This is a genomic window from Streptomyces thioluteus (assembly GCF_039535865.1).
Genome location: NZ_BAAAXZ010000067.1, coordinates 31,292 through 45,248 on the forward strand (window position 1 = coordinate 31,292; position 13,957 = coordinate 45,248).

Genomic DNA, 13,957 nt, shown 5'->3' on the forward strand with positions numbered 1-13,957 from the left:
TGCGAAGATCGCGAATATGTGAGGCAGTTCACAAGCCCGGGTCGAGGGCATCTTATGCCCGGTGGTCTGTGATCTGCGACACGGCGTACGCGCCGGTGTTTGTGATCTCCACCACCTGACGAACGATCATCAAGTCGGATGAGCAGTGATCTTCCTCAGCGAACGGCCCGAAAGATCATCAGTAGCGGCATTTCCGGACATACCCGCTGACCGGAGCGGTGAGCCGGCATCAAGCCGGGAGTGCCGCACGCTTTTTGACACGTACAACCGTCAACTGATAATGGAGCAGCACCCGGTGGGACGACGCGTCACCGCCGCGCCCGGCCGCCCGCTCGTGCTTTCCTTCACCAACGCCCCTCGGGGGCGCGCCGCGTGAACTCCGCCACGCGCGCAGGCGCCGGGACGCCCGTGGATCCCCGCTCTCCTCGACGGCCGAGACCAGAACGTGATATACCGCTCGGCCGGCCGCCCCCATGTGCCCAAATGCCATGCTTAGCCGCATGATCACGATTGCCGGGGCGGGCCGCGGAGAGTCCCGTTCCGGCGTGTGCGACCCGAATTCGGAGTGTTCGACGGCCAATTGTGGTCCACGTCACTCATATTGAACTCAACCTGGGGTGCCTGGTAAGCCCTTGTCCCATGTCCACCAACGCGCACATAACCAGCCACCGGAAGCCCCGTCGCCCGGCGACCCAGTCCTGGGCCGTCCGCACGGGTGTTGCCGGTGGCGTCCTCAGCACCCTGGCCGTCACCGGCGCTGCCCAGGCCACCGCCGCGGAGAAGCCGGCGGAGGCGACGATCGAGATGCCGGCGCTCACCGCCGACCTCTCGTCGTCGATCGCGCAGACCGCGGTCGCCACGCAGCAGACCGCGAACGACTACCAGGTCCGTGCGCAGGTGGACACCGCGGTGGACCACGCCCGCGCCGCCGCCAAGAAGGCCAAGCAGGAGGCCGACCGCAAGGCCGAGGCCGAGCGCAAGGCCGCCGAGGCCAAGGAGAAGCGGGAGGCCGAGCAGGCCCGCGCCTCGCGGGACGCGAAGCGTTCCGCGCTCTCCACGAAGACCGCCACCGCGTCCGAGGACGACTCCGACTCGTCGTCCACCGGCTCGAAGTCCGACTCCGGCACCTCGACGTCCACGGACACGTCCACCTCCTCGAAGAGCTCCACGGGCGCGACCGGCAACGCCGCGACCCTGGTGGCCTTCCTCCAGGCGCAGGTGGGCAAGGCGTATGTGATGGGCTCCACCGGCCCGTCCTCCTACGACTGCTCCGGCCTGGTCATGGCCGCCTACCAGCAGATCGGCATCAGCCTCCCGCGGGTCTCCCAGGACCAGTCGACGGCCGGCACCCAGGTGGGCCTCTCCAACCTGCAGCCCGGCGACATCCTCTACTGGGGCTCCGCGGGCAGCGCGTACCACGTCGGCGTCTACATCGGCGGCGGCAAGTTCATCGGCGCGCAGAACCCCAGCACGGGTGTCGTCGAGCGCGACCTGAGCTACTCGCCGCCCACGGGTGCCGTGCGCGTCATGTGAGCGCGTGCCACACGCATGACGGAAGGGCCGCCGTTTCCCCCCGGGAACGGCGGCCCTTCCGTCATGCGCCCGGGCCGGGCTCGGTCGGGTGCCCTCCCCCCAGCACGGTGTTTCGCGGGCACCCGGCCGGCCGATGTCCGGTCCGGTGTCGTGGTGGGGGTGAGTCTGCGGGGTGGAGGTGCTTCGGCACAAAGCCCTTCGGTAAGGGCCGAATACGGGTATTTGTTGTGATCGGTTCGCGGATGCGATCCGATCGGGGCCGATCGGGAATGACCGGATCGGGTCGGTGGGTGGGAGTTGTGCCCCTGGCCCGCCCTTTCACCGTTTCTTCCGGGGAGACCACGGACCCCATTCGCCTCCGGGCGGTTTCAGGGGTCCAGGGGGCGAAGCCCCCGGCCAACGCGGCGAAGCCGCGTTACGGGCCCGGGGCCTGCCCCGGAGGAAACGGTGAAAGGGCGGGGCAAGGGCTCAATCCCCGCGCGTCAGCGCGGCATCCACCAACGCCCCCGCCCCGCCCACATACCGCTCCGGATCGCACAGCTCCGCGCACTCCTCCGGAGTCAGCACCCCGGCCACCCGGGAATCGGCGGACAGAACGTCAGCAAGAGGGCGACCCGTCGCCGCCGCCTCCCCCGACAACTCCGTCAGCAACCGCTTCGCCACCGCCTTCCCCAGCCGAGGCGCCAGCACCGCCGAAACCCTCTCCGACACCATCTGGCCCCCCGTCAGCCCCAGATTGGACCGCATCCGCTCCGGCCGCACCTCCAGCCCCTCCGCCAGCTCCACCGCCGTCCGCGCCGCCCCGCCCGCCAGTCGCAGGCACTCCCGCAACGGCACCCACTCCGCCTGCCATCCCCCGGCCGAGCGCTCGTCCTCGGCCAGCAGTTGCTGGGTGAGGACGAGGGCGAACGCCGGTACCTGGAGCGCCGCGGTGCGGATCATCGTGGCGAGGACCGGGTTCCGCTTGTGCGGCATCGCGGAGGACGAGCCGCGGCCCGCCACCGCCGGCTCCGCGACCTCGCCGACCTCCGTCCGGGTCAGGTTCTGCACGTCGAGCGCGAACTTGCCGAGCGCGCCCGCCGTCAGGGACAGGACCGCGGCCAGGTCGGCCATGGGCGTGCGCAGGGCGTGCCAGGGCAGGGAGGGGCGGGCCAGGCCGGTCTCCTCCGCGAAGAGGGCCGCGAGCCGCCCGGGGTACGTGCCGAGGTCCCGCTCCCCGGCCAGCCGCGCGTACTCCAGGTACCCGGCCAGCGTGCCCGCCGCGCCGCCGAGGGCGACGGGCAGGCCCCCGTCCAGGAGCCGGGCGACGCGCTCCTCGGCCTCCAGGACGAGCTGCCGCCAGCCGGCGGCGCGCAGGCCGAAGGTGGTCGGAACGGCCTGGAGCGCGAGCGTCCGGGCCGCGGCCGGCGTGTCGCGGTGCGCCGCGGCGAGCCGCCCCGAGCGCGTCCGCGGTACGGCGCAGGTCGTCCCGGACGAGCCGCAGCGCGCGGGAGGCGACCAGCAGGGCACCGGTGTCGAAGACGTCCTGGCTGGTGGAGCCCCGGTGGACGTACTCAGCGGCCGCCGCGTCCCGTTCGGCCACCACGGCCGTGAAGGCGGCGACCAGGCCGACGACGGGGTTGGCGGTCTCCCGCGCGGCCAGCGCGACGGCCCGGACGTCCAGCCGTCCGGCGTCGGCCGCGTCCGTGATGACCGCGGCCGCCTCCGCCGGCACGGTCCCCAGCCGGGCCTGCGCCCGCGCGCGAGCGCCGCCTCGGCGTCGAGCATGGCCTGCGCCCAGGCGGTGTCCGAGGTGGCCTCCTCGACGGGGGGTCCCCGGCCCGGACGGGCGAGAGCAGGCCGGTGTCGTGCTGGGTCATACGCGGATCTCCGTCGGTGCGTCCGGCACTGCGGCGGCCGGGGGAAAGGGCGAGCAGGGAGCGGGCGATGGCGTCGGCGTCGGCCAGGGTCACCGAGTCCACGCCCGGGCGCGGTGCCGGCCGCGGTGACCCAGTGCACGGACTCGGTGGGGACACCGTAAGCACAGCGCCGCGGATGCGCGACGCCGTCCGCCGCGAGCAGGTGGTAGGGGCGTTCGCCGACGGCCAGGCCGCCCGTCTCGTAGGCCGGGCCCGCGGCGGACGGGATGCGGTACGGCGCGCACTGGCCCGTGTCGAGCAGGTGCCGCAGCAACGGGTCCTCCGTGCGCCGCAGATCGGGCTCGGGCAGCCGGGCCTCGATCAGCGCGGCGGCCCGCACGGGCGGGCCCGGCACCTCGGGCGAGACGGCCACGAAGGCCGGGTCCCGGACGTCGAGGCGGACCTCGGTACCGGGGCCGGTCACCTCCAGCAGGCCCGCCTCGATCAGGGCGGCCATCTCCTCGATCCGGCGGGCCGGCGGGCCGATGGACAGGAAGGCGTTTGAGCGGCGTGTACCAGCGCTCCAGCTCGTCGCGGTGGGAGTCGCCGTCGAGCCCGGCGTGGTCGACCGCGAACCGGACCTCGTTGCGCAGGTCGCGCAGCACGTCGAGGGCGGCCTTCAGCGGCCCGTCCACATTGCCCTCGCGCGCCCGCGCGCACGTCCGCGCGCAGCCGGTCGAGCAGCCAGCGGCGGAACGCGTCGCGGCCGGTGAAGTCCCGGCCCTTGTACGGGGCGGCGATCCGCTCCCAGTCCCATCTTCGGCCCGCCGGGACGCCGTACGTGTCGAGGAGTTCCTCGCGCTCCCCGCTCGCCCCGGCGGCCAGGTAGCGCGCGGTGAACTCCGCGCGCTCGGCGTCCCGTCCGAGCGCCGTCAGGAGCGTCCCGTAGTAGACGCCCTCCACCTCGGCCGCGATCAGCGGCCACAGGTCGGCGGTGAAGGAGACGGGCCCGCGGGCCCGCAGGGCCGCGATCCGGGCCGGGGTGAGGAGCCGGGGCAGGTAACGCCCGGACGGGCCCTTCTGGTTCTCGCCGCGCGCGTGGTACGGCACGCCGCGCCGCGAGAAGGCGCACAGGCGCGGCTCCCGCCCGGAGGACCGGTAGACGAGCCGCCCGTCCCCCGTCCTGCGGAACATTCCGCCACGCCCGGTCGTGAACAGGGCCATGTAGTCGAAGAAGTTGAGGCCCAGCCCCCGTAACAGCACCGTGGAGCCGGGCGCCACGCCGGACAGGTCCGCGTCGGCGGGGTTCGCCGGCGCGAAGTGGGCCAGGCCGTGCAGCCGGGCGAGGCCCGCGGTGCGCGCCTCGGCGGCGGTGGGCCGGGCGGGCACGTGGCCGAGGGCCAGCACCACGGCGTCCAGCCCGTCCAGCCGTGTGCCGTCGGCCAGTTGGAGGGTCTGCGGCCCGCCCGCCGTACCGTGCGCGTCGGTGAGCGCGACGGCCCGCGAGCGGTGCACCCGCACGGTGACGTGGGCGGGGGCGCCGGCGACCACGCGCCGGAAGCAGTCGTGCAGATAGCGCCCGTAGAAGGCGCGGGTCGGGTACGCGTCCGGGCCGAGCCGGCGCGCCTCGGCGAGCACCCACGCCTCCTCGCCGCTCCCCTCCCCCGCGGCCGCCACGCCCCGGGCCCACTCGTGGAGCGCGGGCCCCGGCTCGACGGGTCCGTCGATGCGCGAACTGGCGTCGGTGTACAGGGTGATCTGCGAGGCGACGGTGTTCATCAGCAGGTGCCGCGACTGGTCCGGGCGCCATACGGCCCCGGCGCCGGGTAACGCGGGATCGGCCAGGTGCACGGTCACCGCGCCGTGCGCGGGTGCGGCGCGCTCGTTGGCGCACAGCCGTTTCCAGCACGGAGAGGCCGCGGGGGCCGGCTCCCACCACGGCCATCACGAAGGTGTCGGTCTGGGAAGGGGACGCCGGTGCAGCCACGGAACGCGCTCCATTCGGGGTGCGGAAGGGCGAGCGGAAGGGGCGGGAAAGGGGGGCTGGTTCAGCGACGCGACGGCCGGTCGCCTTGGCGCATGTTCCGTACAGGGGCGGAAGCCTGACGAGGCATCAGGCCACGGGACGGAACACCGCCCAGCTCAGGGGGTAACTTAACCCGGCGTCACCGGCGTTCGAAAGGCCGGAGCGGGAAACGCCCCGGGCGCGCGAAGGCCCCCGGGTGCCGTCGCCGGCGCCCGGGGGCCTTGCGGGGATCAGCCCCGGGTCACGCCTTCGGCGCGATCCGGCTCAGTCCGTTGATCACCCGGTCCATCGCGTCACCGCCGGTCGGGTCGGTGAGGTTGGCCAGCATCTTCAGCGTGAACTGCATCAACAGGGGGTGCGTCAGACCGCGTTCGGTCGCGATCTTCATGATCCTGGGGTTGCCGATGAGCTTCGAGAAGGCCCGGCCCAGCGTGTAGTAGCCGCCGTAGGTGTCCTTGAGGACCTTCGGGTAACGCTGGAGGGCGATCTCGCGCCGAGCGGCGGCGCGGCCGTGGGCCTGGACGACGACCTCGGCCGCGATCCGGCCGGACTCCATGGCGTAGGCGATGCCCTCGCCGTTGAACGGGTTCACCATCCCGCCCGCGTCGCCGACCAGCAGCAGACCGCGCGTGTAGTGCGGCTGCCGGTTGAAGGCCATCGGCAGGGCGGCGCCCCGGATCGGGCCGGTCATGTTCTCCGGGGTGTAGCCCCAGTCCTCGGGCATGGAGGCGCACCACGCCTTGAGCACGTCGCGCCAGTCCAGGTCCTTGAAGGCACCGGTGGTGTTCAGGACGCCGAGGCCGACGTTGCAGGTGCCGTCGCCCATGCCGAAGATCCAGCCGTAGCCGGGCAGCAGCCGGGGCTCGGTGCCGCGCCGGTCCCACAGCTCCAGCCAGGACTCCAGGTAGTCGTCGTCGTGGCGGGGCGAGGTGAAGTAGGTGCGGACCGCCACGCCCATGGGCCGGTCCTCGCGCCGGTGCAGCCCCATGGCCAGGGAGAGCCGGGTGGAGTTGCCGTCGGCGGCGACGACGAGCGGGGCGTGGAAGGTGACGGGCCTCTTCTCCTCACCGAGCCTGGCCTGCACGCCGGTGATCCGGCCGGTGCGGTCGTCGACGACCGGGGTGCCGACGTTGCAGCGCTCGTACAGCCGGGCGCCGGCCTTGACGGCCTGCCGGGCGAGCTGGTCGTCGAAGTCGTCGCGCTTGCGGACCAGGCCGTACTCGGGGAAGGTCGCGAGCTCCGGCCAGTCCATCTGGAGGCGGTTGCCGCCCGCGATGATGCGCAGGCCCTTGTTGCGCAGCCAGCCCGCCTCCTCGGAGATGTCGATGCCCATCGCGATGAGCTCCTTGACCGCGCGCGGGGTCAGGCCGTCGCCGCAGACCTTCTCGCGCGGGAACGCGGTCTTCTCCAGGAGGAGGACGTCGAGTCCGGTCCTGGCGAGGTGATACGCCGTGGTGGAGCCGGCGGGACCGGCGCCGACCACGATCACATCGGCGGTGTGTTCGGCAGGGACGTCGCTCATGTCGGCTCTCCCGTTCGGTTATTGGAGACGGTGTTGCTCCCGACGAGTCTATGAGCCGCCCACGGGCGAACGGGCACGGGTCGTTGACTCCGGGCTACCGGCCGGTCACCCGGATGATCACGAACCGGCGGTCCACCAGTACGCCAGCGCGGTGTCGAACGTCCGGTGCCAGGTGTCGGCGGGGCCCATTCCGTCGCGCCCCTGGAAGAGGATCGCGTACTCGGTCCCGGACTCGTCCACGTACGCCTGGTTGACCGCGCGCATCGGCCGCCCGTGGTCCTCCCAGGTCCACTCCCACAGGGCGCCCGGGCGCCCCTTGAAGGTGTTGCGGGTCAACTGGAGCCGCCGGTAGCCGTCCTGCCGGCCGACCGCCTTCTCCAGCTCCCGGAAGTGCTCGTACGACGGCCCGTCCGCCTTCTTCACGATGCCGACGCGCAGTTGCTCGGGGCCGGTGGGGCCGTGCCAGTCGATCTGCCCGCTGCCCTTGTCCTCGCGCCGCCAGCCCTCGGGCACGGCCAGGGAGAAGCCCTCGGGGGCGGCGGCCCGCACGGAGCCCTCGGGCATCCTGCCGGGCGGCAGGGTGGGGGCCTCGTGGGCGCCGGGGGCGGCGACGGAGCCGTCGGGGGTGCCGTCCGCGGCCGTACGGCCCGGGGTGGGCGTCCCGGACGGCGCGGACGGCAGCGGTGACGGCGTGCCGGGGGCGGGCGGCGCGGATGCCGTGCCGGGGGCTTCGGACGCGGGAGCGGCGGACGCGGGGGCGGGCTCCTGCGCGGCCGCCCGCGCCTTGTCCGGCTCGGCCTTGCCGCTCTCGTGCCGGTTCATCAGCAGCACCCCGGCGGCGGCCACGCCGCCCACGAGGAAGGCGGCCAGGCCGACGGCGGCCCAGCGGAGGGCGCGGGCGCGGCGCTCGGCGCGCGGCGGCGCGTCCGCCGGGGCCGCAGGGGGTGCGGGGGCCTCCGCCGGGCGCGGGCCGACGGCGGGCGGCGGCGGGGTGGCCGGGACCGGCGGCGGGGTGGCGGGGGCCTGCGCGGGTACGGGAGGAGCCGTGGGGGCCGGAGGAGCGGACGGCGCCGGAGGGGCGGACGGGACGGGCGGGGCGGACGGCATCGGCGGTCCGTAAGCGCCCCGCGCATACGCACCCGGGGCCGGGCCGGAGGAGGCCCGCGCGTTCTGGATCAGCGCGGCCAGCAGCACCGCACCGGCCGTCCACAGCAGCCCGAAGAGCAGCAGCTCGCCACCATTGACACCCGCCTCGGTGTTGGCGATGTGCGTGCCGAACACCCGGGTATCGGCCGTGACTTCGGCGGAGAATCCGGCCGCGAGCGAGGCCGACCAGACGGCGGCCAGGAAGAACACCCCGGACAGCACCTGCTCCACGCCGCCGCCCCTGGCCCGCCGCACCACCATCAGGGTCAGCGCCAGCGCGCAGAGCACGCCCACGGCCACCACGCCCACCTGGGCCCAGGCACCCCACTGGTGACCGATCTCGGAGAGCCCGGCGCCGGCGGCGCGGCCGGGGCCGTCGCCGTCGTCGCCATACGCGTACCCGGAGCCGGATCCGCGGCCGAACCAGCCTCCGTCGAGGCCGGACCACCCGCCCGCGGACGCCTCGACGTCGGCGCCCCAGGACACCCCGAGCGACAGCAGCCCGGCGTTCACCAGGAGGACCAGCAGGCCGAGGAGGCCCCAACCGCCGTTCAGATCATCCGCGTTGGCGGCGACGACCACGCAGAGGACGACCGACCAGAGCGCCAGCACCAGGGCGAGGGCGCGAACGGCGGTGCCGGCGGCGCGTATCACCATCTGCGCGCCGGGGCCGAGTCGTACGGCGACCGCGTCCCGGCACAGGACGGCGGCGCTCACCACGGCGGTCAGCGCGAAGACGAACAGACCGGCCAACACAGGGCTCGTGGACAACGAGGCCCCGTCGGCGTCCGGCTGTCCGTACAGCCCGAGCGCCGACACGGCGACGTCCGCCAGGAAACCGATGCGCAGGGCCGCCTCCAGCCCGCCGGTACCCGGCCCCGGGGGGCGGTCGCGGCGCAGCCGCGCGGCGCCGGCGATCGTCGCGACGGTCCACAGGACGGTCATGGTGAGCAGCCAGAACGAGACCGAGCCGTGCCCGCGCGCCCCCTCGACCTCCAGGCGGGCGCCGAGCCCCTGGAGCAGGAGCGCGATCGCGGCGCGGAAGCGCTGGGACCACGGGAGGGAGTCCTCGTCGGCCCCGTAACCCGGCAGCGAGACGGCGACGGAGAGGACGGCGAGCAGGGCCACCGGCCACAGCGCGGCCAGGGCCGAGCGGCGCCAGTCGCCGGTGACGGTCCGGCGCACGAAGAGGGTGACGGCGCCCGGGGCGACGCCGGCCGCCGGGGCGTACGACGGCGGGGGCGGCGCGCCCCCGGCCGTCGCCTCACCCGGCCGTTCCCTCCCGCACGACATGCAGAACCGGGCATCCGGCACGAAGACGGTGCCGCAGGACGGGCAGAACGAAGGCATGGGCGCTCCGGAAAATCGGCAGGTCGGGGCAGCGGAGCACCCTACCGAACGTCAGTTCCCGGAAGCGTCCGTTCACTCGGCGGGCTTGAAGCCCCGGTGCAGCGCGACGATCCCGCCCGTCAGGTTCCGCCAGGCGACCTTCGACCAGCCGGCCTTCTGCAGCCGCGCGGCCAGCGCCGGCTGGTCGGGCCAGGAGGAGATGGACTCGGCGAGGTAGACGTACGCGTCCGGGTTGCTGCACACCGTGCGCGCGATCGGCGGCAGCGCGCGCATCAGGTACTCCGAGTAGACCGTGCGGAACGGCGCCCACGTGGGGTGGCTGAACTCGCAGATCACCACGCGCCCGCCCGGCTTGGTCACCCGCAGCAGCTCGCTCAGCGCGGCGTCCGTGTCGTGCACGTTGCGCAGCCCGAAGGAGATCGTCACCGCGTCGAAGACGCCGTCCGCGAACGGCAGCCGCGTAGCGTCGCCGGCGGTCAGCGGCATCCAGGGGTGGCGCTTCTTGCCCTCGGTCAGCATGCCGAGCGAGAAGTCGCAGGGGACGACGTACGCGCCGTCCGCGCTGAAGGAGAGCGACGAGGTGCCGGTGCCGGCCGCGAGGTCCAGCACCTTCTCCCCGGGACGGGCCGCGACGGCCCTGGCGACGTCCTTGCGCCAGCGCCGGGCCTGGCCCAGCGAGATCACGTCGTTGGTGAGGTCGTACTTGGCCGCCACGTCGTCGAACATCGCGGCGACCTCGTGCGGCTGCTTGTCCAGGGAGGCTCGGGTCACTCCCCCATTGTTCACCCCTGCCCGGGCCCTCCCGTCACAGGGGCCCTGGACGGGTACGGCCGCCCCGGATCGACGACCGCTCCGCGGTGCGGACTGCGCTCTTCCTGTGGGCCCCCGCCCCCCAGGACCACCGGCTTCCCCCGTGGACCCGCGCCGCCCGTCGGCAGCCTGGCCCTCGCCGGTGGTGCGCGTCCTTGTGGCCGGCCGGTCCAGCGGTGGCCGTGCCCTCGAAGTCGCACCGCGGAGCGGCCGGAGCGGCCGTCCCCGCGGTGATCATCCTGCCGGGTGGGAGCGGTGGGAGGGGTTCCTCTTGATGGGGCTCTGACGTGGGGGTTCGTGGCTCTTACGGATTGTTGACGGCGAAGCCTGCTACCCCGTGAGGAGCGTCGTCAGATCGATCTCCATGGGGAACGGCACCTCGGTGACTAGCTTCTCTCGGTGCACAGGGTGCAGAGGCGCCGGGATGTACGCCCGCTCCCCGACAGGCAGCCAGAACTCCTGGACGGCGATGCGGCGGTCATCCTCCAGTTCGACGCGCCAGTAACTGGGCACCCCTGCCTCGGCGTACAGAGCCGGCTTACGAATCCGGTCGTCACTCCGTGAGCCGGTCGAGACCACCTCGACCGCCAGCTTCACCTTGTCGACAGGGGTGCATTCAGCGGCGAAGACGTCCAAGTCGGTCTTGTCGTAAACGACGACATCCGGCTTTCGCACGTGATCAGCGGCCAACATGACGCAGCGCTCGACGGTCGTGCCGTACATGGCAGGCGCCGCGAGCTTGAGCTGATCGCGTAGCCCGTCCCGAACAAGGTCGTGCCACAGCTTGGTCTGCCCCGGACCACGATCACTCCGTCCACGAGTTCCCAGTCGAAGGGCAGCTCCAGTTCCTTCACCTGCTCGAAGGTCCAGCCCTCGCCAGGCGGGAACATCCAGTTGTCCGGCGTGGCGGGTGTTCCAGGCCGACCGATAGTCATCACTGCTCCCATGGACGCGAGTGTGGACGCGGACGCGAATCGCGATTCCACATACGACGGTAGCGTCACCCGAAGTAATGAAACGGGCTTCCGCGCCGGACTCACCGCCCCCGGAACACCAGCCGTCCCGCGAGCACCGTGGCCACGCACGTCCCCGCGCCGGACGCGGTCAGCGCCGCCTCATCGGGCACGTCGAAGACCGCGAAGTCGGCCCGTCCGCCGACGGCCAGCACCCCCGCGAGCCCGCCCCCGCCGCGGAACGGATCGAGATGCGGCTCCGTATCCGGCGCCCCGGCGCCCGGAACGGCGCGCAGCCCGGACCGCGCCACCGCCGTCCGCACCACCGGATCCGTGAAGTCCCCGGCCACCGCCGTCGTCCCGTGCCGCAGCATGTGCTGCAGGCCGCGCCGGACGCTGCCCGCCCAGCGGGTCCCGTCCATCTCCAGGGCCGCCAGCCGCTCGCCGGCCAGCGGGCGGTCGCCCACCACCTCGTACTCGCGCGGGTCGGGGTGGTAGGTGCGCTCCAGCAGCGCCTCGCCGTGCCACTGCCGCAGCCCCGGCGTGATCACCCCGGGCCACCGGCGCACCCGCGCCCCGGGGTGCGCGGCGGCCACCTCGTCCAGCGGCCCGAGCGCCGCGACGGTGGCGCCGTCGACGGCGACCGCGCCGCCCGGGACGACACCCGTCCCGGTCAGCAGCAGCCCCGCCGCATGGATCGTCAGCACGCTCAGCGCGCGTCGAGCAGCTTGAGCTCGGGGTGGGCCGTGCCGCCCTCGATCGCCGTGGACGACAGGTGGGAGACGACGCGGTCGTCGACCGGGTCGTTCGCCGGGTCGTCGTGCACGACGAGGTGCTCGTACGTCGTCGCCCGCTGCGCCGGGACGCGGCCCGCCTTGCGGATGAGGTCGATGATCTCCATGCGGTTCGAGCGGTGCCTGGCACCGGCCGAGGAGACGACGTTCTCCTCCAGCATGATCGAGCCCAGGTCGTCCGCGCCGTAGTGCAGCGACAGCTGGCCGATCTCCTTGCCCGTGGTCAGCCAGGAGCCCTGGATGTGCGCGACATTGTCCAGGAACAGCCGCGCGATGGAGATCATCCGCAGGTACTCGAAGATCGTCGCCTGGGTGCGGCCCTTGAGGTGGTTGTTCTCGGGCTGGTACGTGTACGGGATGAACGCGCGGAAGCCGCCCGTGCGGTCCTGCACGTCGCGGATCATCCGCAGGTGCTCGATCCGCTCGGCGTTGGTCTCGCCCGTGCCCATCAGCATCGTGGAGGTCGACTCGACGCCCAGGTTGTGGGCCAGCTCCATGATCTCCAGCCAGCGCTCGCCCGACTCCTTCAGCGGGGCGATGGCCTTGCGCGGCCGCGCGGGCAGCAGCTCGGCGCCGGCGCCGGCGAAGGAGTCCAGGCCGGCGGCGTGGATGCGGCGGATGGCCTCCTCGGCGGAGACGCCCGAGATGCGCGACATGTGCTCGACCTCGGACGCGCCGAGGGAGTGGATGACGAGCTGCGGGAACGCCTTCTTGATCGCCGAGAAGTGCTCCTCGTAGTACTCCACGCCGTAGTCCGGGTGGTGTCCGCCCTGGAACATGATCTGCGTGCCGCCCAGTTCCACGGTCTCCGCGCAGCGGCGCAGGATGTCGTCGAGGGGGCGGGTCCAGACCTTGGGGCTCTTCGGCGCGGCGTAGAAGGCGCAGAACTTGCACGCGGTGACGCACGAGTTCGTGTAGTTGATGTTGCGCTCGATGATGTACGTCGCGATGTGCTCGGTACCCGCGTACCGCTTGCGGCGCACGGCGTCGGCCGCCGCTCCCAGCGCGTGCAGGGGGGCGTGCCGGTAGAGGGCGAGCGCCTCCTCCGGGGTGATCCGGCCGCCGGCGGCGGCGCGGTCGAGGACGGCCGCGATGTCAGAGGGCGTGAGGTCGGCGTTCTCCGTCACCGTGCGTCCCTTCGGAGGGGTTCGTAAGGTCCGATCCAGCCTACGCGGCCGGTGGGGCCGGGTGCGGGCGAGGGTCCGGAAGGGGGCCCGCCGCGCCCCGCCGGCGGAGGCCGCCGCCCGGGACCTCGGACCTCCCCCGCCCCGGGCCCTCGGGCCCGATTTTCAGCCTATGACTCAATTCATGGGCCCTCACAGGAACCCGCGTCCCGCATTTGCCCATCCACTAGGACGGAACAAACCGTCATGTCCTTCGGGGCAGCAGAATCGTCCGGAGCGACGCGATGACGCACTCAGCCAACGGGTCCTACCGGTCCCAGGGCCACCGCCGGGCCTCCCGCGCGAAACGCTGGACCATAGTGGTGGCCTCCATAGCCGTGCTCGGGCTGATCACCGGCGGAGTGCTCAAGTACTTCGAGATCGGCCCGTTCTCGCGCAAGGGCGAGCCGGTCAGCTTCGGACAGGACGTCCCCGCGAACGGCACCGGCGGCGGGCAGGCCGGGGGCAACGACGGGGCGAAGCCGGCCGCCGACTCCAAGATCTCGATGCCGACCGGCCCGAAGGCCGACTTCAAGAACGCCAACACGCTCAGCGACGGCACCGAGATCGGCGTCGTGACCTACACGGGCAAGAAGTCCGGCTTCACCGGCAAGGTGTGGGTCTGGGCCCCCAAGCAGTACAAGGAAGAGCAGTACAAGAACAGCGGCTTCCCCGTGCTGATCGCGCTCCCCGGCGGCCCCGGCTTCCCCGTCAACTACTGGATGGGCACCGACCTCGGCCTGGAGTCGAGCGTCGCGAAGTGGTCGAAGGAGGGCACGAGCAAGCCCTTCATCATCGCGATGCCGGTCCTCAACCCGAAGA

The 13,957-nt window shown here is 73.0% G+C and carries 7 protein-coding genes and 3 pseudogenes; 2 read left to right on the plus strand and 8 right to left on the minus strand.

What is annotated here, in order from left to right:
- Positions 1–639 precede the first annotated feature (639 nt).
- On the plus strand, positions 640–1,533 hold the full coding sequence (locus tag ABD794_RS08780) for a C40 family peptidase (RefSeq protein ID WP_344962123.1): 894 nt from the start codon (positions 640–642) through the stop codon (positions 1,531–1,533).
- A gap of 468 nt (positions 1,534–2,001) precedes the next feature.
- Here the strand turns inward: ABD794_RS08780 and ABD794_RS08785 are convergent.
- The 8 genes and pseudogenes from ABD794_RS08785 to mqnC form a co-directional block, all read right to left on the minus strand.
- Positions 2,002–3,421, minus strand: a pseudogene (locus tag ABD794_RS08785) (nitrosuccinate lyase).
- A gap of 10 nt (positions 3,422–3,431) precedes the next feature.
- A pseudogene (locus tag ABD794_RS08790) lies at positions 3,432–5,316 on the minus strand (FAD/NAD(P)-binding protein); the annotation flags it as partial.
- Positions 5,317–5,638: 322 nt separating this feature from the next.
- Positions 5,639–6,919: a geranylgeranyl reductase family protein gene (locus ABD794_RS08795; RefSeq protein WP_344962125.1), complete on the minus strand. Its 1,281-nt coding sequence runs from the start codon at positions 6,917–6,919 to the stop codon at positions 5,639–5,641.
- 117 nt (positions 6,920–7,036) lie between these two features.
- Positions 7,037–9,415, minus strand: coding sequence for a hypothetical protein (locus tag ABD794_RS08800; protein ID WP_344962127.1), 2,379 nt, complete (start codon positions 9,413–9,415; stop codon positions 7,037–7,039).
- A gap of 72 nt (positions 9,416–9,487) precedes the next feature.
- On the minus strand, positions 9,488–10,186 hold the full coding sequence (locus ABD794_RS08805; protein WP_344962129.1) for a demethylmenaquinone methyltransferase: 699 nt from the start codon (positions 10,184–10,186) through the stop codon (positions 9,488–9,490).
- A gap of 369 nt (positions 10,187–10,555) precedes the next feature.
- Positions 10,556–10,948 carry a Uma2 family endonuclease gene (locus ABD794_RS08810; RefSeq protein ID WP_344962131.1) on the minus strand — a complete coding sequence of 131 codons (393 nt, stop codon included), beginning with the start codon at positions 10,946–10,948 and terminating at the stop codon, positions 10,556–10,558.
- A gap of 313 nt (positions 10,949–11,261) precedes the next feature.
- Positions 11,262–11,885, minus strand: coding sequence for an imidazolonepropionase-like domain-containing protein (locus ABD794_RS08815; protein WP_344962133.1), 624 nt, complete (start codon positions 11,883–11,885; stop codon positions 11,262–11,264).
- A 2-nt stretch (positions 11,886–11,887) separates the two neighbouring features.
- Positions 11,888–13,099 carry a cyclic dehypoxanthinyl futalosine synthase gene (gene mqnC / locus ABD794_RS08820; protein WP_344962135.1) on the minus strand — a complete coding sequence of 404 codons (1,212 nt, stop codon included), beginning with the start codon at positions 13,097–13,099 and terminating at the stop codon, positions 11,888–11,890.
- A gap of 281 nt (positions 13,100–13,380) precedes the next feature.
- Between mqnC and ABD794_RS08825 the strand changes: the two are divergent.
- A pseudogene (locus ABD794_RS08825) lies at positions 13,381–13,957 on the plus strand (hypothetical protein); the annotation flags it as partial.